At 33.7% G+C, this 21,889-nt stretch carries 11 protein-coding genes, 1 other RNA gene and 1 pseudogene; 7 read left to right on the top strand and 6 right to left on the bottom strand.

Going from position 1 to position 21,889, the window contains the following annotated elements:
• Positions 1-254: 254 nt before the first annotated feature.
• Positions 255-1,457: an NAD(P)-dependent oxidoreductase gene (locus FLV_RS07430; protein ID WP_243232441.1), complete on the bottom strand. Its 1,203-nt coding sequence runs from the start codon at positions 1,455-1,457 to the stop codon at positions 255-257.
• A gap of 240 nt (positions 1,458-1,697) precedes the next feature.
• Here FLV_RS07430 and FLV_RS07425 point away from each other — a divergent pair, with 240 nt between their 5' ends.
• The 3 genes from FLV_RS07425 (at position 1,698) to FLV_RS07415 (ending at position 4,944) form a co-directional block, all read left to right on the top strand.
• A complete protein-coding gene (locus FLV_RS07425; RefSeq protein WP_243232440.1) occupies positions 1,698-2,900 on the top strand; it encodes a serine hydrolase domain-containing protein in 1,203 nt (400 codons plus the stop codon).
• 225 nt (positions 2,901-3,125) lie between these two features.
• Positions 3,126-3,522, top strand: a transfer-messenger RNA (tmRNA) gene (ssrA, locus tag FLV_RS07420).
• A 558-nt stretch (positions 3,523-4,080) separates the two neighbouring features.
• The gene (locus tag FLV_RS07415) at positions 4,081-4,944 is read left to right on the top strand and encodes a serine protease (RefSeq protein ID WP_243232438.1); all 864 of its coding nucleotides are present in this window, start codon (positions 4,081-4,083) and stop codon (positions 4,942-4,944) included.
• Positions 4,945-5,411: 467 nt separating this feature from the next.
• Here the strand turns inward: FLV_RS07415 and FLV_RS07410 are convergent, their stop codons facing one another.
• The 3 genes from FLV_RS07410 to FLV_RS07400 all read right to left on the bottom strand — a co-directional run bounded on the left by FLV_RS07410 (position 5,412) and on the right by FLV_RS07400 (position 11,446).
• Complete coding sequence (locus FLV_RS07410) at positions 5,412-6,770, bottom strand: RagB/SusD family nutrient uptake outer membrane protein (protein ID WP_243232436.1); 1,359 nt, start codon at positions 6,768-6,770, stop codon at positions 5,412-5,414.
• Positions 6,771-6,850: 80 nt separating this feature from the next.
• The gene (locus FLV_RS07405) at positions 6,851-10,120 is read right to left on the bottom strand and encodes a SusC/RagA family TonB-linked outer membrane protein (RefSeq protein WP_243232434.1); all 3,270 of its coding nucleotides are present in this window, start codon (positions 10,118-10,120) and stop codon (positions 6,851-6,853) included.
• A gap of 162 nt (positions 10,121-10,282) precedes the next feature.
• A complete protein-coding gene (locus FLV_RS07400) occupies positions 10,283-11,446 on the bottom strand; it encodes a FecR family protein (protein WP_243232433.1) in 1,164 nt (387 codons plus the stop codon).
• A 131-nt stretch (positions 11,447-11,577) separates the two neighbouring features.
• On the opposite strand from FLV_RS07400, the gene FLV_RS07395 reads away from it, so the two are divergent.
• The 3 genes from FLV_RS07395 to FLV_RS07385 all read left to right on the top strand — a co-directional run bounded on the left by FLV_RS07395 (position 11,578) and on the right by FLV_RS07385 (position 17,548).
• Entirely contained in the window at positions 11,578-12,171 is a 594-nt protein-coding gene (locus tag FLV_RS07395) for an RNA polymerase sigma factor (RefSeq protein ID WP_243232432.1), read from the top strand.
• Between the two features lie 933 nt (positions 12,172-13,104).
• Positions 13,105-14,292 (top strand): TlpA disulfide reductase family protein, encoded by a 1,188-nt coding sequence (locus FLV_RS07390; protein WP_243232431.1) that lies wholly within the window; start codon positions 13,105-13,107, stop codon positions 14,290-14,292.
• Between the two features lie 433 nt (positions 14,293-14,725).
• Complete coding sequence (locus tag FLV_RS07385) at positions 14,726-17,548, top strand: M16 family metallopeptidase (protein ID WP_243232430.1); 2,823 nt, start codon at positions 14,726-14,728, stop codon at positions 17,546-17,548.
• 263 nt (positions 17,549-17,811) lie between these two features.
• Here the strand turns inward: FLV_RS07385 and FLV_RS07380 are convergent.
• Positions 17,812-18,000, bottom strand: a pseudogene (locus tag FLV_RS07380) (IS982 family transposase); the annotation flags it as partial.
• Between the two features lie 334 nt (positions 18,001-18,334).
• Positions 18,335-20,665, bottom strand: coding sequence for a DUF2264 domain-containing protein (locus FLV_RS07375; RefSeq protein ID WP_243232429.1), 2,331 nt, complete (start codon positions 20,663-20,665; stop codon positions 18,335-18,337).
• Positions 20,666-20,982: 317 nt separating this feature from the next.
• Between FLV_RS07375 and FLV_RS07370 the strand changes: the two genes are divergently transcribed.
• The gene (locus FLV_RS07370) at positions 20,983-21,882 is read left to right on the top strand and encodes an IS982 family transposase (RefSeq protein ID WP_410745951.1); all 900 of its coding nucleotides are present in this window, start codon (positions 20,983-20,985) and stop codon (positions 21,880-21,882) included.
• Positions 21,883-21,889 lie beyond the last annotated feature (7 nt).

Genomic DNA, 21,889 nt, shown 5'->3' with positions numbered 1-21,889 from the left:
CTTTTTTGAAATCCACTGTTTTAGGCGAAGAGCCAATATTTTTAACTAATAACCTGAGTTCGATTATTATAATTAAATAGCCTCCAGCTTCAGCTGGAGAACTTATAGTTTAGTTAAAAAGGCTTTAGCCAAATAAAAAGAGTGTTGATTTTTTGGCTAAAGCCAGATTGTCTTTCTAAAACTCAATAAACCTCCAGCTAAAGCAGGAGGCTATTAATATACTTTTATTAAACCTTTTTTATTAGTCTAATAATCTATTTTTCATCTACATAATCTTGTAAATAATTAAACCTTTCGGTCAATTTACCCTTTTCGGTAATTTTAGCTCTTTGCAAAATTCCGTCTTTATCTCCATTGAAAAAAGCAGGAATAACATGTTCCATAAATTGTTCTCCAAAACCTTCACTGGCGTCTTTTGGAATTTCGCAAGGTAAATTATCAACTGCCATGACCACGATTGCTGCAGGATGAAAAACATCAACTTCTTTATTTTCTGATGGGAGATAACCATATAAAGGTTCTGCAATAGTTGAGGAACGCAGTGTACAGGCAATAGGGCCATTTACATCACACGAAATATCAGCAACAACTCTTATATTACAATCTTTGGCATTCAACATTTCCTGAGTCAGAATCATTGGTGCACCATTTGCATAGAAATGTCCGGCTATGTAAATATCACTGACTTTAGTGAATTTTTCAAAATCAGACGTATATGCTTCGGAATGTTCAGTAAAATCTGTAAAATCAAGTATCTGACCATCAATTCTCTTATTATATTCTAAGGCATCCAATTGAACAAAAACCGACTGCGTATAGTTTTTAGTCAAATAGTTATCTACAGTAACTTCTTTTACCTTGATTGCTTTTAAAATTTCCAGAGCACCGCTGCCTACTTTTCCGGTTCCGGTAAGTACAAACTTTAAAGGAGGTAAGGTAATGCGTTTCAAATGCATGATCAGGGCTTCTTTTCCTGAAAGGGTTTCTGCTTTTGGAAGTTTGAATAGTTCAAATTTTATTCCGAACGCACGGATTCCGTTATAAACGCCCACCATTCCTGCATATTTTCCAAACCCGATTAATCTCCGGTTATGCTCATCAACGATGGTTTCATGATCGTATAGAGTGATGTTTTTCTCTAATACAGCCTGTAAAAGTTTTTTGTTGTGAGGCTGTTTTTTTATGGTATGTGAAAAAAAGAAATAGGACTTATTTGGAATTAAATTCTCAACCGGAACTTCTTTTACGCCAAATAAAATATCGCAGTCCGAAACATCATCAGCAACGGTGATGCCCATACTTTTGTACTGCTGATCCGAAAAAAATCTAATATCCGAACTTTCTACAAACACTGAAACTTCTGGATACAATTGTTTTAGTTTTGCTAATGCGTCAGGTGCAAATACAACACGTCTGTCAGGCGGATTTTTTCTTTCTTTGATAATTCCGAATTTCATTTAATGGGATTTTGGTTTTTAATATTATAACTTTTAATAGTTATTTTGTTTTAAATATAACAAATATAGTTAAATTTTTGTTGCTGTTTTCTTATTTTTAATGATTATGAATCCTTAAGGTCTGATGTACAATAAGCTAATGAAAAAAAATGTTAATCAGATGTTAATCTTAAGAATTTTCTTCGGATAAAATCTTTAATCATAAATATTGAATTCTATATATTTGTTTTTAAAGAATAAATGAAAATGAGTTTCCTTAAAAAAGCAAATATACCACAAATACTTTTCTCAATTCTAGTTTTAAGTTCTTGTGGAAAAGATAAAAATAGCAGTCAGGATGAGGCTGTAAAAGAAAAAGATACATTAGGTAAAATGGTTCCAATGGGACCTGAAAAAAAAATAACTGCATCCTATGTTAATTCTGTAAAAGGGAGAATAAATCATTTTTACAATAAAAACTGGCCAAACAACAGTATGAACGGAAGTTTTTTGGTAGCAAAAAACGGTCAGATTATTTTTGAAAGATATAACGGTTTTGCCAATAAAAATAAAGACACCAAAATTACCGCTGATACTCCTGTACAAATTGCTTCTGTAAGCAAAGTACTGACCGCAACTGCTGTTTTAAAATTAATCAATTTAGGCAAACTTGGCCTGGATCAAAAAGTAAATACGATTTTAAAAACCTTTCCTTACGAAGAATGTACGGTTCGAATGTTATTGTGCCATCGCAGCGGAATGCGAAATTACGCTTATTTCACAGACAGGGATAAATCGGTTTGGGACAGGCACAACCAGCTTACCAACAAAGATATTTTGGATATTCTGGCGACCAAAAATGTAGGTTTGGAGTCGAGAGTAGGTACTCGTTTTGCTTATTGCAATACCAATTACGCAATGCTCGCTCTTATTATTGAAAAAATAACAGGACTGACCTATAAAGAAGCAATGTCTCAAATGATTTTTAAACCTCTTGGAATGACACATACCTATGTTTTTGATGATGATAAAGACAGGAAAGATATTGTTCCTTCTTATAAAGGGAATGGGGTAGAAATCGGTTTCGATTATTTGGATAATGTGTATGGAGATAAAAATGTTTTCTCAACAGTACGCGATCTTTTAAAATTTGACAGAGCCAGAAATGCACCTGATTTTTTAAAGCCAGCTTTGTTAAAGGAGGTTTACACCGGACAGAGCAATGAACGTAAAGGAACCAAGAATTATGGTCTCGGAATCAGAATGATTAATTGGGAAACCGGACAGAATTTTTACTTTCATAACGGCTGGTGGCACGGAAACACCTCATCTTATATTACACTTAAAGAAGAAGGTGTAACGATACTTGCCTTGTCAAACAAAATGACAAGAAACACGTATGCAGTCCGTAAACTGGCTCCGGTTTTTGGAGATTATCCATTTCAGTTTAAAGACGAAGAATAAAATAGTCATAAAGTTATACAGTCAAAAGTCATAAAGTCTTAAAACAATTGTGAATATTGACTTAGTTTCTTTTAAAGATACCAATTTCGGGAAAATAGAAAGAAGCAACCATGTGACTTTAAAAACTTTAAAAACTTTACAACTTTCGACTTTTGGCTTTCTAATTTTTCTGAAAATTTTAGCAGAAAGTATTTTCAAATAGTATAAATTTGCAAACTCATTTTTGGGGTCGACTGGTTTTGACAGCAAGTCGAATTGAAAAGTAAGCACGTCGAGCATTGAGACCTTGCTCGTAAATATAAGATCTCACACTTTTACACGGCGAAAATAACTACGCTTTAGCTGCATAATCTGAATTATAGTACGATTAGCCACGTCCCTACAAGGTAGGGAAGCTGGATTCTCCTTGAAAGCCTTGGTTTGTGGCGTTCAGTTTAGGGGAACCGTAAAAATAAACCTAGATTTCCATGAGCTTCGGGTGGATTTTGAAAATTAAGAAGATAAGTGTTGAGTGGCTGTTTCTGGCCTTGCTTAACATCGAAAATCTAATCAGGAAATAAACGTGTAGAAAGCTCTTTAGTTGCTTGTTTGGACCCGGGTTCGATTCCCGGCGACTCCACTGGACGGGATGATTGATAAATCATCCCGTTTTTTTTTCATAAATCAAGCACCCTTTTTCCTTTATTAATAGGGCGTTATGAGTGAAAATGCTTCTCATTGTAGGTGTTCGATAAATGCCTTCCTGATAGTACAAATTGCTATCGAACACCATATTTATAAAATCTCTTTTCTGCAAAGTATTAGATTTATTGTACACGTAATGCATGTCTGTAAGTAAATTCAGGTTTTTTATCTAAAATTAAAAATACCTTACTCTGATCTGTATTAAGCCTTTCAATGGTCTGTTTCAAATTTTGTATAGTACCATTGTAAGTTGCATGCTATCTGTAAGCCAATCTAAGAAGAAATATGGTATTCAAAGCCATGCAGCTGTTTTGGGGTGGCTGCGAAAATTTGGTAACTTTGATTGGAGCATAAACAACTGATTCTTGACATTAGATATTTAAGAACCTAAGCAGGAATAATTATATTTTAACACATAGGTATATTTGATTTTTTTTCGTCTAATAATTGAGGTAAAAATAGCCTCAGATAATTTATAACAAAAAAATATTACAATATGAGTATTCGCTTAACAATATTATTTTCTCTATGTGTATCAAGTTATTCTGTATCAGCTCAGAATCAGGAAAACCAGACTATTGACATTGTTTTAAATCAGGAAGTCATGAGTGCAGCTTTTCCAAAAGTAACTGCTCTTAAACAGCAGGGCAGTTTTCTTAGTCAGGAAGACGGAAAAGTACAGTTGGAAAAAAGTATAGGAAAAAAAATTGCACTTGGAAAGAATAAATCTCTGGCAACAAACCTAAGCGCACCGGAAATCTATCAAAAAATGCTTCCGTCAACTATTGTATTAGCTTCTGACAGACTTCGTGGCAGTGGATATTTAATCAGTTCTGACGGAATATGCGTAACAAATTATCATGTAATCCAGATGTACACAGATCCTGAATCTAAAAACAGCGGACTGTCTGCGTTGACTCATGATAATGAAGTCTATATGGTTACTGAAATACTAGCTAGTTCACCTGAAAATGACCTTGCGATCATTAAAATTGATACCCGCGGGAAAAAACTTCCGGCGCTGCCTTTGGGAGACTATCTTCCGGAAGGAAACAAAGTTTTTGTTTTAGGCCATCCATCGCATGTGATGTATTATTTTTCAGAAGGAATAGTGGCAAAAAATTTTATTAGGAATCCAAAATTGCTTAGCCCGAAGGAAGAATGTTTTATGGCAGTAACTGCAGACTATGGGATTGGATGCAGCGGAGCTCCGGTAGTAGATCAAAAAGGAAATATAGTAGCAACTGTGTCTGCGGCTATGGCTCTTTATCAGAATCCAAATACGCTGAACAATCCTCAAATGGTTTTAAGAAATACAATTCCGGTAATAGCACTTAAACAGCTTATCGATTTTAAGTGAATTTTGTGGCATTAAAAAGTGAAAGCCCTTTCAGTAATTTTTTCTGAAAGGGCTTTTTTTATAAACAAAAGTTATTTGATACAGCTTAATTATTGTTTATTAAGCTTTTAAATTATGTAATTTTAGCATTAAAAGGCTTTGTCTTCACTCAGTTCGAAAAATAATAATAACCTGAGTTTGGTTATTATTGAATAGCCTCCAGCTTCAGCTGGAGAACTTATAGTTTAGCTAAAAAAAGGCTTTAGCCAAATAAAAAGAGTGTTGATTTTTTTGGCTAAAGCCAGATTGTCTTTTTAAAATTTAATAAACCTCCAGCTAAAGCTGGAGGCAATTGATATGTTTTTTACTAAACCTTTTTATTGATGTAATAATTGAACTGACGAGACATTGTAACGTCATCTTAATATTGCTTTTTTTCTAAAAAATTAAACCTCGAACTGATGTCTTTAATAATTACATCCAACGGGCTAATAACCATCATTTTGTTTTAAGAATGGATTTAGTTTTAGCTCTTTAGCATCGATTGGCCATAAAACATCTGTAGATTTCCAGGTTGTTGGTTTTAAAGCTCCCAGTACCGCATCAATTTTACCTGTTCTTTTCAGGTCAAACCATCGGTGTCCCCATTCTCCAAAGTATTCCGCTTTGCGCTCCTGCAGAATAGCATCTACAATATCATTTTTAGTATCCGGACCAGAGTATTCGCCAAGATCGCCATGGAGCACTCTGATTTTATTTAAATCGCTTTTTGCTGCAGTTAGATTATTGAGTTCAGCATGAGCTTCTGCTCTGATTAAATATTGCTCGGATAATCTAAAAATCACACTGTATTGTCCGCCTGCCGGATCATATTTATTAGGAAAGTAATAGGTTGTTCCTAAATAGTCAATGTTACCAACCCATTGCTGTCTTCTCTTATCCCCGGATTCGATTGTACTGAAGAAGGCATCAGTCAAAGTGTAATTGGGCTGACCTCCCGGAGTAAACCAGGTAGCTTCACCAACACTGGTAGATATCAGGTTAGACGGCATCAGTTCCCATATCGTTTCTGAGCTGTTTTTTGCAAATACCTGAGTTAAGTCAGACTGAATTTCATATCCGCCATTAATCACTGCTGTAGCATTGTCTCTGGCATTTGCCCAATCTTTATGATACAAATACACTCTTGCCAATAAAGCCTGAACAACATGTCTGTTCGGACGCAATTTATCAGCAGTAGGGTAGGTATCAGTCAATAATGATGCTGCCTTTTTCAGGTCTTCTAATACAAAAGCAAAGACTTCTTCCGGAGTGTTCTGTTTTTTAACAGCATTAACAGTATAATCAGTTGTGTTTATAATTGGAATATTTCCATAAATCTGCTGCAGGTAAAAATGATTGAAAGCTCTTATAAAATAAACTTCTCCCATAACCTGCTTCTTAAAACTCTCTTTCAGGTTCGATTTTTCTACTCCTTCTAAAATTGCATTTGCTGAATAAATAAGTTTGTAAGAGGTGGTCCAAAAGTTATACACTGGCCCAAAATCATCTAGAGGAACTTCATTCTTATTATAGGGTGTATACTGCAGCGAAAAATCAAAAAGCTCATCAGAACAGAGTCCTCCAAATACACTCAGACCTCCGTTAGAAATCGAAGTTGGGTCACGATTTAACATAAAGTCGGCATAAATCCCGTAAAGTGCTGCAGAAGCAGTTGTTTCATTTGCAAAAACATCTTCGGTAAATATTTTGTCTGGTGACAATTCCGGTTCGAGATAGTTTTCACAGCTGCTAAAACTCAATATACCCAGCAAACATGCTGTGAATTTTAATATATTATTTTTCATATTTTATATTTTTTATACACCTTAAAATATCCTACGACATAAAAGATGTTATGAATTATCGGTTAGATTATCCCTTTGTATTAAAAATCAAGCTGAAGTCCTAATGAATATACCCGTAAAGGCGGGTCTATAAGAGTCCCGGTTTCAGGATCAAGACCTTTATAGCTGGTGATAGTCAGTAGGTTTTGCCCCTGAAAATAAAGTCGTAAATTTTTTAAACCCGCTTTTGAAATGGATTCCTTTGGAAAATCATACGAAAAACTTACATTTCTTAATTTAATGAAAGAAGAATCTTCCCAGTTAAGGGAGGAATAAATACTGTTAAAAAAATCGCTTTGAAGTATAGAAGTTAATTTTGGTACATTGGTCACATCTCCTGGTTGCTGCCATCTGTCGAGTACTGAAACATCAAAATTCTGCATATCTCCCGGCTGTCTGAAAACAAGGTTACGATAGCCCCATCCTTCTTGTTTAACGAACTGAAACATAAAAGAAAGCTGAAAATTATAGAGATTAAATGAATTGGTAACGCCTCCGTAAAATTTCGGCATTGTATTTCCTAGATTAATCTGGTCATCCTGATAGGTAATCTGGTCATCACCATTCTGGTCCTTTATAACAAGTAGTCCTGTATTGGGGTCAACACTGGCATCAAACCCTTTTTGCACTGTTATGTTTTGGCCAATTTCATACCTATTAGCATAACTTGAAGATTCTAAATTTTCAAATCGTACCAGTTCATTTTTAGGCAGTGTAAAATTAATATTGGTAAACCATTTAAAATTTTTTGTTGCTATGTTTTTGGTATCCAATGATATTTCAAAACCTGTATTCCTAATAAGTGCAGGTAAATTTGTTGTTATAAAATTAAAACCTGTCGTAGACGGGAGCGGTTTCCCTACAAGCTGATCTGATGTTTCATTACGGTAATAATTCATATTTAAAAGAATATTATCTTTTAAAAAACCTAATTCTAATGCCACATCAAATTTTGTTATTTTTTCCCAGCTGAAGTTTTTATTTGGAATAACTTCAGGTCTTAAAATGGATCCGGCAGGGGAGTTTACCCCTGAAGTAGAAGCCCACAATTCGTAATACTGATAATCACCTACGTTATCATTACCTGACGTTCCATAACTGCTTCTTAATTTTCCAAAACTCAGGATTTTATTTTCTTTAAGAAATTTTTCTTCGGTAAAAATCCAGGCAGCTCCTACTGATCCAAATGTACCAAATCGATTGTTGGGGCCAAATCTTGAAGATCCGTCATTTCTGATTGTTCCGTTTATGATGTACTTATTGTTGTAGGCATATTTTAATCTTCCAAACAAGGATGCATATTTATAGTTAGAAATAGTACTTGTAATAGCAAGATCGCCGGCGGCACCAATATTATCTAAAAAAAGATCAGAAGAATACTGGGTTCCATGAATATAAAGATTGTCCTGTTTGTTATTCATTAAAGTAGCACCTGCTAAGGCTTCTATGCTGTTAGGACCTATGTTTTTTGTATAGGTTATTTGTGGTTCAATATTTAGAGTCGTATTAACTGTTTTTCCTTTTTCTACATTAGGTTTCCCCCAGGAATACTCAGCATAGGCAGGATCAAGAGAGGTTGAAGGGTTCTTGCTGTATTGATCCATATCTGCTTTAGTATAGCCTACAGCCAGTATGGCTTTAAAATATTCGAAAAACTTATAATCCATATTTACATTGGCTCTCAAACTGGTTGATTTTGCATCAAAAGTTCTGTTAAAACTCGCCAAAGGGTTTGTAGTTGTCCAGTCAAGACTGCCGTCTTCTTTGAACAGATTGTAATTAGGAGCGAGCAATAAGTTAGGGCTTACTAACAGCATAAATGATTTACTGTTATCTCCGCTGTAGGTTACCTGTGTGCCTATATGAAAATTATTATCTTTTGAAGTAAAATCATATCTGGAGTTTAGACTGTAGTTTTTATAACCAAAATTACCCGGATTAACCGTAGTTTCATCTCTGTAAGATCCATTAAGAGAGAAAGAACTGTTGCTGTCTCCGGTATTCATAGAAAGCTGATAATGATTGTAAGTTGCTGTTCTGCCCATTAGGTAATCTTGCCAGTTCATATCCAGATTTTGATCATAGATAAACAAGTCGGGTGCATTTTCAGGAGTCGGCGTTATTCCGTCATTGGCAAAAGCTTCTTTTCTTAAATCTAAATATTGTTTGGTATTAAGAACATCCATTTTATGGGCTACATCTTTCACTCCTGATGAAACATTAGCACTTACAGAAAATCCTTTTGTAGCTCTTTTTTTGGTTGTAATTAAAATGACACCATTAGCACCTCTGGATCCATATATTGAAGTAGCATCGGCATCTTTAAGTACACTGATGCTTTCAATATCGTCCGGATTAATAAGATTTAGCGGGCTTTGGGTTAAATTTGGATTTCCATCATACACAAACTGGTTCATCCCAAAAGCAGAGAAAGGAACTCCATCTACTATATATAAAGGAGGTGAACCGTTAATTGAATTGACTCCTCTCACATTAACCTGAATATTAGATCCTGGTCTTCCGGTTCCCTGAGTAATGTAAACACCAGCTACATTTCCTTGTAGTGCTAAAATTGGGTTATTTACGGGCTGTTTCTCAATTGTACTGGAAGTTATAGATCCAACAGAACCTGTATTGAATCTTTTGGACGTGCTGCCGTAAGCAACGAGAACAACTTCATCCAGTTCACTGACAAATTCTTCCATTAGCACGTTCAAATTATAATTTGATCCCAAAACCACTTCTTTCTCTTTCATCCCTACTAAAGAGAATACCAGTACCTCTTGCTCTTTTGCTTCTAAAGAGAAAAATCCTTTTGCATCTGTATAAGTTCCCAGAGAACTGCCTTTAATCCAAACGGCTACATCTGATAGAGGAGCCCCTTTTGCATTTTTTACTGTTCCACTGTACGTTTTCTGAGATTGTGAAATTTTTATTCCAATAGCTTTTTTTGTTTCTTTATACAGCACAATCTGCTTGTTCAGCAATTTGTAGCTAATGTTTTTTCCTTTAAATACTTCGTCTAGTATCTGGTTTAATGGTTTATCTTTTGCTGATACATTAACTTTGTAGTCTAAGTTAATTTCTCCAACATGATATAAAAATTTATAAGATGTCGATTTCTCTACTTTTTTAAAGAAATCCTCAACCGTTCCATTATTCAGCGTTATATTCACTTTGGTTGCTTGTGAATAAGTACTCGCCTGGCTGTTTAAAATAAAGGCAAAAAGTAACAAAGTTGTTATCCTCATTTTTAATTTTAAATTATGGGTACCGCAGAACACACCCGTGTAATTGGTAATTTTTTTCATACTTTTGTTTTGCTTAGAATGTTTTTTTTACGAGAAATTCATTTTTTTCTATTCGGAAGATGTGTCCAGCATCTTCCGTTTTTATTTTCTCCTTTTAAATTGGGATTGTATTTTTTTTTCATCATAATTGTTTTTGGGTTTAGTTATATATAGGATTACTGATTATTCGATTATAATTTTATTGTTTTCAATTTTGTATTTAAAAGGGAAACTTAGCTGCATGGCGGCCATAACCTGATAGATATTTTCTTCTTTAAACTTTGCGACAAATTTTTGTTTAAGGAGTTTTTTGTTTCTCACTTCAAAATCGACATTGAACTTTCTTTCCAATACTTTAATGATATCTTCAAGGGGTTCCTTATCAAAAATGACCTCTCCGTTTACCCACGAAATGTATTTTTCCAGATCGACATTTTTCTCTTTATTAAACACCAGGTTTTTATGATTAAAATCAACTTTCATACCCGGCCCCATTTTTTCATACTCTCCTCGACTATAGCTCAATTTATTGTAATAAAGACCTACGCTGCCTTCAACCAATACGGTTTCAGTTTTATCAGCACCTTTGTCACCGTACGAATTCACATTGAATTCAGTTCCCAGTACTCGGATATTAAGATTGTCTGAATGTACAATAAATGGACTTTCGGCATTCTTTGCAACTTTAAAATAGGCTTCTCCTTCTACAAAGACTTCTCTGTTTACGCCTGCTGTAAAATTTTCAGGAAACTTAATTTTAGTCGATGAATTAATAATAACTACCGTTCCATCGCTAAGTTTGAGAACAAAATTTTTACCTCTTGGAACAAACATTTCATCATAAACCAGTTTGGTATTCAGATTAGTTTTGTTGAAACTTAAAGTATCTCCATTTTGTACCACCTTAACTCCGGATTTTGTTTTAAATGAGATTTTGCCTTCTTTGGTTATTTCTTTGACCGACTCTTCAGGAACGCTTAAGGTTATTTTATTATCATCTATAATTAGTGCAGTCTCTGATTTTTTGTAAAACAATGTAAACGAGATAGCAAGAACAGCAGCAACTCCTGCTGCATAGCTTATCCATTTTAGATTGATAAAAAACCTTGGTTTCTTTTCTCCGCTTTTGATTATTTCAAATATTTTGTCTTTATGAGCTTTGTCCATTTTTTTTGTTTCTTCGTTATAAAGAAATTCAATAGTATGTTTCTCAAGTCTTACCTGCGACCTGAACTCTTTTTGATACTTTTCCTGTGTTAAATATTCTTCAAATTTTACACTTTCTTCAGGTGTTAATTCTCTTGCTAAGTACTTTAACATTAATTGCGAAAAATTCACGGTTTTCATAATATCAGTTGTTTTTTTATTGTTATGACGCAGATTTTTCAAATATACCTATTGGTTTTCGTAATTTTTTTTCACACATTTGCAAAACTAAGATTATTTATCTATTAAATTTTATTCTCCCCAAAAGCAAAATGACTATTTCTCTCGAACATAATACTTATATCATCGAACAGATAAAGAAAGGCAACGAAGAAGTATTCAAATTTGTTTTTGAATCACTGTATGATAAACTTGTCATCTATATTATCAGTAAAACCAATGACAGGGATATATCCGAAGATATTGTACAGTCTGTTTTTAGTTCGATTTGGGAAAAAAGAAATGCAATTAATATTACATATTCACTAAAAAGTTATTTGTATAAAGCTTGTTATAATGAGGCAATAGATCATTTTAGATTAGAAAAAAAGAAGAATTCTCTTTCGGAAAAGCTTTCCCGTGAAGTTTATGAAGAAGATACGCCAGATGATCAAAAAGAAAATTTACTTCAAAAATTAGAAGCAGCCATAAACAGTCTTCCAAAAAAATGCAGGGAAATACTGATACTTCATAAGTTAAAAGGGTTTAAGTATAGTGAAATTGCCCATCAATTAAATATTTCAATAAAGACAGTTCAAAATCAGTTGTTTAAAGCTTATAAAGTGCTTAAGGAGTATTTGTCTCAATATATTACTATTTATGTTCTGATAGGTTTTTTAAAATTTATAACTGCAACACGTTTTTAACGTCTTTATCTAAAAAAATCAGTAAAAGAAGCATATTCAGTATTTATATATTAGTATGTTTTTTGTGTAAGTTTTTTTTTCTTCGATAATAATATAGCCTTTTCATAGTCTGCTGTTTTAATTTTTTATTTTATCAAAACTTTAACACAATAAGCGTAAGTGCTTTTTGTTTAATTCCGTCTACACTACATATTCTTAGTATAGAGATATAATATTTTCTGCTAATTTCTTATATGTTTATTTACCGTTTGCATCGATAATTTCATTAAAAAGCATTTGGCTATAAATGATTTTGCACCTTTTATAAAGTAAATTTTTTGAATTAGTAAGTATTCTTTAAAAGGTTAAAAGAGCTGTATATCTGCAGCTCTTTTTTAAGATGCAGTATTTGATTTAATTTCAGATGATTTTTTTTTTTGATGAATGAGATACTTTTTGAAAAATGTTTCAAGTCTTTTTTGTTGGAAAGTGTTTATTGATTTTTACTGTATATAACCTATTGGTTGAAATTGATTAAAAAGATTGATTTGATTATAAAAAGTATAAAAATTGGTAGTGAAACATCATTTATAACTTAAGGAATTGATATCATCCTGAGCGGAGTCGAAGGCTTTTGAACACGAAAGGGCATCCATTCCGTTCAGCCTGATACTCATTTTTAATTTCACCCAACGGTTGCATATAATAATAAAATCTCTAAAAATTTAACATAAAATTAATGAGTACATCTGTTTATTCTGCGTCTACGCTGTATAGTTTTTTATTGAAATATTTTTTTGCAAAGTAATTTTTATCATTTTCCCAGGCATGCAAAGGAGAATTCGATTAAGGTAAGTAGTAAAGTATAAGAGATAAAAAATAATATTGATTAATATTTTAAAAAAATCAATGTTGAATTCCAAATAACAAACGATAAAACAAAAAATGAACAAAATGAAAAAAATTAAATTTTTAGGTCTTTGTATGTGTTTTTTTATGGCTCTTATGAGTCAGGCACAAGGAAAAAAAGCTGTAGCTGATTCTTTTCAGCTTGACGGCTTTATAACGGGAGTTCCGGACGGAACATCGATAAGACTTATTCCCGGAGGTGTCCATACTACTGAATTGCCTATTACAGAAAGTTATCTAAAAGACGGCAAGTTTACCCTTACCGGAAAATTGGATGGCATTCGTCTTTGCAATATCATCTTTGCATCAGATAGAGGAATAATTCCGATCGTGTTGGAAAATGCAAAAATGAAATTAACTGCAACTGGTGTTGTCGCGAGACAAGATGGTCGAATTACCTTTAATTATGCTCAATTAGAAGGCTCAAAATACAATGAGTATTTTATGAAAGAAACATCAAGAGTTAACAATGAGCTTAGTGCTGATTATGCTGCTTACTACATTGAAGGCAGTGATGAAATGTTAAATGAACAAGCCGCTGCAGCTCAAAGTAAAAATAAAAGAGTATTGGATTCAATTGAAGGGTCTGAGAGATATAAAACTTTTTTGGAAAAACAAGATGCGTTTTTTAAAAAGTGTGCAACACTTACGAATGATCTTATTTTAAAGAATAAAGATACTTTTTGGGGGCCGCTTTTTATGCTGACACAGTGCAGTTATCTTAGCCCTGATTTAAGACCTATTTACGAACAATTCTCACCAGAGGCGCAAAACAGTTACTACGGCCAAAAAGCAAAAGAAGAGTTATGGCCAAAAAGTTTAGTGGGGGTAAATGTGGAGAATTTTTCATTAAATGATAAAGACGGAAAACCTTCAACGGTAAAAAATGTGATTGCAAAGAAAAAATACATCTTAGTTGATTTTTGGGCTTCGTGGTGTGCTCCGTGCCGAAAAGAAATTCCTAATTTAAAAGCAGCCTACCAAAAGTACGCTTCAAAAGGTTTCGAAATCATGAGTGTTTCTATTGATACAGATCAAAAAGGATGGCTTAAAGCTTTAGGACAGGAAAACATGCCATGGCCAAATCTTATTGATGATGCTAAAATGAGTAAATTCTTTAATGTAACGGCTATTCCTGCCACTTTTTTAATGGACCAGAACGGAATGATTATAGCTGAAGATCTTAGAGGCGAGGCTTTAGAGAAAAAGCTCGAAGAATTATCAAAATCATAAAAATAAGTCTTTAATATAAAGATAATTTTTTACTAACCTGAACTCGATTATTATTTTTTGAAGCAGAAAGATTAGGGTTTTTCAGCAAGTATCGTCCCGTTTTCCGTTACAATCTTATGTCCCGAACTCCGGGACATAAGGATTTTCACTTCAACCGGGGCTAAATGAGAACATTTTGCTTTTTTAGCATCGCTTGTAAAAATAATAATTCAATGGTAAACTATCTCCAACGGTTTCAACCGTTGGAGATAGTAATAATCGAGTTCAGGTTACTATATAAAAGCCTGCCTGCAGCTCATGTGTCTGTAATAGTCCAAATATTCTACACTTTATAAGCAAGGCAGGCTTTGTATTTTCTTAAACTTCCCATTAACTCTAGTGATGTCAGGTTTAATGCTTTATTGCTTTTTGTCCAATAATCCAAAAACACTTTATGAAACGTATTTTTAAAATTTCATGTGTCCTTTTTATAGCATTGAGCTTAAAAGGGAACGCACAATCTATAAATTATAATGACCCGCTACCGGTTGATAAATCGGTAAAAAAAGGAGTGCTGCCAAACGGTATGACCTACTATATAAAAAGCACAAAAGCGGTCAAAGGTGCTGCCAGTTATTATATTATTCAAAATGTAGGGTCTATTCTGGAAGAGGATAATCAACAAGGGCTTGCTCACTTCCTGGAACACATGGCTTTTAATGGTACAGAACATTTTCCGGGAAAAGCAATGCTTAATTCATTAGAAAAACATGGAGCAACATTTGGAAAAGATATAAATGCCTACACTTCTTTTGATGAAACGGTATATAATTTAAATAATATCCCAACAAAAGACGGTTTGGTAGATACTTGCCTTACGGTTTTAAAAGACTGGTCAAAATACCTGCTTTTGACAGATAAAGAAATTGATGCCGAGCGTGGTGTCATTAAAGAAGAATGGAGAACGCGCCAGACTGGACGTATGAGATTGTATAACGGATCTATGCCTGTTATTTACAACAACTCCAAGTATGTGAATAGAATGCCTATCGGGTTGATGTCTGTAGTTGAGGGATTTCAATATAAAGCGCTTCGTGATTTTTACCATGACTGGTACCGTACAGACCTGCAGGCTATTGCTATAATTGGTGATGTAGATGTTAACGAAATTGAGAAAAAAATTCTAAAACAGTTTTCAACTATTCCGGCAGTTGAAAATCCTAAAAAACGTTTTACAGTCGATATTCCGGATAACACAGAAATGCTCTATAACCTAGGAAAAGACCCTGAGGTTTCTGCTTCCTCTATAAGTTTCGAGATCCGTCATAAAGAGTCTCTTGAAAATGAAACGGTCAAAGATTTAAAAAGAGCATTATTAGAAGGCATGGTAACCCAAATGCTGTCGATAAGAATTGCAGAAAAAGCAAAAGAACCCTCAGCTTCTTTTTTAGGTGCAGGAGTAGGTTATAGTCCGTTGAACAGAACTTCTAACAGTTTTTCTATCAATGTAAATCCAAAATCCAATAAACAGGCAGCCGCATTTGAAGAAGTACTGACAGAAGTTATGAGAGCCGTACGATTTGGTTTTGTGCAGTCAGAAGTTGATAGAACTATTACACAGTTTAAAACTTACTATGAAAACGAAATTGCTCAGAAAAATGATTGGAGTCATGAAAAAATTGAAAAAACAATCCAGTCCAATTATTTAAATAATGCAACGATCAGCGACATTGATCAGGAATATACCCTTGCCAAAAAGATTTTTGAAAGTCTGACTTTAGACGAGCTTCATCAAACGATTCAAAGGTTATATGCTCAGAAGAACAGATCTTTAAATATCACAGGTGTTGAAGGAGAGGATAATTTAACAGAAAATCAGGCAAAGCTCGTTATAACAACTGTTGAAAATGATAGACTTCTTCAAAAATACACAGAAACAGCAGCTGCCAAAACTTTAATTTCGGATGCAGAAATTAAAAAAGGAAAAATTACCAAAACGGTTTTAAATAAAGATATTAATGCTTCAACTTTCACATTAAGCAATGGTGTTGTAGTACATTATAAATTTACTAATAAACAAAAAGATAATGTTGAATTAAATGCAATAAGTAAAGGAGGAACGTCTCTTTTAAAAGATGACGAACTTCCGTCGGCAGAAATGGTGCAGAATCTGGTTCAAATGTCTGGACTTGGCGATTTTAATGCTACAGATTTAGAAAGAGTTATGGCCGGGAAAACAGCCAATATAAGAATTAATTTAAGTGAAATAAATGAGGGTGTTACAGGATCTTCAAACACGAAGGATGTTGAGACCATGCTCCAGATGATTCATTTGAGTTTTGTAAAACCGAGATTCGAAAAACAGGCTTATGAGGTAATGCAGAATCAAATAAGTACCTGGCTTCTTTCTCGAAAAAATGATGTGGGAGAGAAAATGAACGATAGCCTTACGATTACATTATATGGTAAAAACAATCCTAAAAAACGTCTTTTTAATGAAGCTTTTGTAAAGGATTTATCATTTGATAAAGTAAAGAAAATATATCAGGAAAGATTTGCTGATGTATCTGATTCTGAATTTTTTATAATAGGAGATGTGAGTGAAGAGCAGCTTAAACCTCTGTTGGAGAAGTATATTGCCAGCATACCTTCTCACAACACAAAAGAAAATTTTATTGACAATGGACCTGACTGGATTTCAAGCCAGATTAAAAAGGATATCTATCTTGAAATGAAAGACCCAAAGGCAACAGTAAATGTTACCTATAAAAAAGAAATGCCTTACTCTGTAGCCAACAGTATTTATGCTAATACTTTGGGAGATATTTTGCAATTAAGGGTTTTGGCAACTGTAAGAGAAGCCGAGGGAGGCGCTTACAGTCCGCGTGCAACGGGCTATTTTATGAGAGAACCAAAACCTCAAATGATAGTTGCTTTCAATTTTGACTGTAATCCTGATATGGCAGACAAGCTTGCCGTTATTGTAGATCAGGAACTTCAAAAAATTGCTGACGGAGATATCTCAGATGAAGATTTACTTAAAGTAAGAACAAGCTTTGTTAAAGAAAGAGAGCAGTATCAAGGTAAAAATGCTTATGATATGAGTTTGATTACGAAGTATTTCAGATATGGGGAAAATATGAACGATCCTGAAAATTTCGAAAAAATTGTCAATAAAATGACCAAGGCTGATATACAGAATCTGGTTAAAAGGCTTCTTAATGACGGAAAATCATTTAAAATCATTTTCAAACCTGAAAACTATAAAAAAAGTTAAATACTATTTGAAACTATGGAATATTTAAAAAATGAAAAAAGGAGCATTTGTTTTTTTAAAACTACTTAATAGGTTCAATTGTTTGTATTTCATAGATTTAAATTTTTAAAAATGCTTTAAGGCAGGAATTTAGAATTATAAAAAATAGTTCATACGTTTTTTATCAAAAGAGAATTGCTTTGGATATTTTGTTCAAAGTGATTCTTTTTTTTTAGTTTTTGATTGTGTAGTGATTAAATTCAGAAGCAATACCCGTAGTGTATTTAGGCAATATTGATTTTTAAGTTATTTATATTTCTATTTAAAGTCTTATTAATGAATTGAATAATTGTGATTGTTGTTATTTTGGAAAGGATTCTGGTTTTAAAACCCATAAAACTTTTAGCATAATTACGCCTAATCATAAACTGGTCAGATAATTGAGAAAATAAGGATTCAATTCTTTTTTTTTCTATTGTAAACACTTCTTTTTATAAGGTTTTTAAAATCAGAAGGTAATACCCTGAATAGCTGATTTTCACTGTCAATACTCATATATTCCGAAGTTAGATTTAATACAATTATTTTTAAATCTGAGAGTTTAGGTTTGCGTATTTGATGTGAAAAATTTTCATTTTTAAAACCTAATTGTTTCAATACTTCTAAAATTGTGCATTTAAATTGTTTTGTTGAAAATGCAATTTGCTTATTTTTAGTGTTTTGTGTAGCTTTTTATGAATGTACTACGGGTTAGAATCCAGATTATCATATCAAGATTTAGTTATTTGCGGTCAATTTTGTTGCAAATTAATATTTGTCCTTTGTCTGTATTTCATCCTTCCAATGATGATCTTTTGGAAAAGGCTGCCCGTTCCATGCTTTTTTGCTTGTCCATTCCATAGCAGCATCGGTCCAAAAAGGGTGTGAAGAAGGTAATCCAAGTGGCATAAAAGCAAGCGAGGTCATATAGAGACTTCCATTGTTAGTGTACCAGTCGGCAATATTACGCTGACTGCCTACAAAACCAATAGTCAGAAATCCTTTTGCATTAAAATTATCCTGACCATTATTAAACATTCTTTTCATTACTGTGGTTAGTGCTGATCTTACTTGTCCATTAGAAAGTCCTTCTGGCAGATATTGATATTGCGCCATTAAAGCCAGAGGCTGCATAATAGCCATACGGTAAGGTATAGATCTTCCGAATACAGGAAACGTACCTTCGGGAGAAATGAACCTTTCTAAAATAAGAGAATATTTTTGAGCACGCTTTAGTTCGCGGTCGTAATATTTATCATAATCAATTCGTGTACCGGTGGCTCCGGCATCTTTCATTGCCTGGCAGGTTTCAAGGTACATAGGATGAAACACATAACTGCTGTAATAGTCAAAAGAAAAAGAGGGACCGTCAGAATACCAGCCGTCACCCACATACCATTCTTCAACTTTACGTATTACAGCATTTATGCGATACTGATCATATTCTGCACGAGCTTTCGCTAAAAAAGATTCAATGGTCGAAGAAAAAAGAAGCCAGTTGGTGTAAGGTGGGTCAATACGTCTTAATTGTTGAAATTCTGTTATGTAGCGTTTTTTAGTTTCTTCACTAAGCGGAATCCAAAGTGTTTCATATCCACGCAGAAAACTTTCGGCAATATAGGCAGCATCAACCAGCGCCTGACCGTGACCACGCCATAATAGGTAGTCTTTACTCTGGGGATCTACGGCATTAGCATAACTTTTTAATGCCCATTCGCGTAATTGCCTGCGCATTTTCCCTTCATTTGAATTATCGTCAGGAAGTGTGAGCCATGGTGCTAATCCGGCCATTAACCGTCCAAAGGCTTCCATGTAGACTACTCTGTTATCCCGGCCATCATAAGATGTACTTACTTCTACCAGCATATTTTCCTTCAGTTTGTTTTCTGCCATATTGCTCAGCACTGGGGCAGCTATTTTATAAGCAAGTTCAGTCCAGTATTTTCGGTCCTGGCTGATTACCTGCTCAGCTTCGAGATATCTTACATATTCACAAGAAGCCAAAAGAAAAGCACCAACGCCAAAGTTTGAAGTAGAATTTGAGTTTACAATTTGTCCCGGTATTGCTTTTTCGCCTATAGGCTGAACATATCCAATTTTACCATCTTTTTGTAAAGCTGTATTTTTAAGATAGTGCCATGATTTGTTTATTACAGGAATAAATTCATCTCTATCCAGATAATTGTTGTTGATTCCCCAAAGAATAGCATAGGTAAAAAAAGCTGTGCCACTGGTTTCTGGTCCGGGGGCGTGTTCTGAGTCCATCATGCTTCTTGTCCAATAGCCCTTTGGATGTTGCAACTTAGCTACAGCTTTAGCCATTTTTTGAAATTTCTTTACAAAAAAATCGCGGTGTTTATAATCAGCAGGCAGGTCTTTTAATACTTTGGCTAATCCTGCCAAAACCCAGCCATCGCCTCGTGCCCAAAAATCCTTTTTATTATTTAAGCTTTTATGTTTAGGATAAATATATTTTGCATCGCGATAATACAGGTTTTCTTCAGAATCAAACATGATACTGTCTGAGTAGGAAACATATTCATATAATTTATCGAGGTATAGCCTGTTATTGGTTATTTTATACATTTTTGTCATTACAGGCATTACCATATAAAGCCCGTCGCTCCACCACCAGTAATCGTTTTGTGAAGTTGACATTTGATATTCCATAACTTCTCTGGCTCTTGCAATTTTATGAGGTTCAGGTAACAAATGATATAGATCTGCATAGGTTTGAAAACAAATTTGATAATCACCAAAAAGAACATATTCATCACTTTCCCCGTATGAATATTTCCATTGTTTTTTGTCTTTGCTTTTGGCACCCATCCATTGATTATGATTGGCCCATGTTTCAGAATAGCTAAGGTATTTTTCATTTCCGGTAAGCATGTAGGCTTCTATGTTACCAGTATGATAGGCAGCATTGTCCCAAAAGGCATTAGTCTCAGCAGCATTTCGGCTTTGCCAATAGGTATTTACCTTATCAATTATTTTTCTAACCTGCTCAGGTTTTTCAGATTGTGCTAAAGTGCTGTTGAATAATAAAATTAAAACAAGCTTTAGAATTGATTTTTGAAAATACGGGACTTGATACATCTTTTGGTTTTTAAGGTTTTATAGGAAAGTTATGAGGTAAAGTATAAAATATGCAATTTTAAGAAAATAAATAACATAAGGCATTAAATTAATGCTTATAAGAGTATTAATGAAACATAACGGTACCAATATATAACTCAAAGTGTACCTGTCGGATGATTTTGAATACGATAATTTTGATTTTCATTGATTATCTTAACCTGAGTTCGGGATAAGAATTAGTAAAATAATTAGCATAAAAAAGCAATAATTTGTATATTTAAATTTCTGATATTTAAATATTTAAACAAATTATTGCTGTATTTTTAAAAGACCAAATTACGGATATTTTTGTAAAAGTTGATGATTTTTGTAAAGAGTTTGACCATCAAATCAGGAAATTGAAACTCGAAACACTCGAAGAAGGTAAAAAAAGGAGAAACAGGTCTTCTTTAATGTCTGATTCTGAAATTATTATCATAATGATTGATTTTCACTTAGGAGCACATAAAACTTTTAAACATTATTACAACGAGATTGTTAGTGGATATTGGAAAGATTTATTTCCTATAAGACTTTCATACAATAGGTTTGTAGAACTTCAGCAGAGATGTTTTATCGTTTTTGCTTTGTTCTTAAGAGAAAAGTGTCTGGGAAAATGTACCGGAATCAGTTTTATAGATAGTACTGCTTTAAAAGTATGCCGAAATCAAAGAATCCACAATCATAAAGTCTTTAAAGGATTGGCAGAACGTGGAAAATCATCAATGGGCTGGTTTTATGGCTTTAAACTGCATTTGGTTTGCAATGAAAAAGAAGAACTTTTGTCTTTTTACTTAACCAAAGGCAATGTAGATGACAGAAATCCAAGACATATTCAAAAAATGACAGAACAATTATTTGGAAAACTATTTGCAGACAAGGGATACTTGTCAAAAGCCTTATGGGAAATGCTTTTCGCTGATGGAATCCAGCTATTTACCAAACTTAGAAAGAATATGAAAAACCATATTATGAATATGAAAGATAAAATTCTTCTTCGTAAAAGGGCAATTATAGAAACCATTAATGACGAATTAAAAAACCATTGCCAGGTCGAACACACTAGACATCGAAACACAAACAATTTTATGATGAATATTTTGGGAAGTCTTATAGCTTATTGTTTTTTTTCTAAAAAACCGTCACTTAACTTGCAAAAAGTAAATGACGGTCAGTTGTTATTAGGATTCGCTTAACCCGAAC

The organism is Flavobacterium pectinovorum, from assembly GCF_022802975.1.
Lineage (GTDB): Bacteria > Bacteroidota > Bacteroidia > Flavobacteriales > Flavobacteriaceae > Flavobacterium > Flavobacterium pectinovorum_B.
This window is presented reverse-complemented; position numbering and strand designations above follow the sequence as displayed.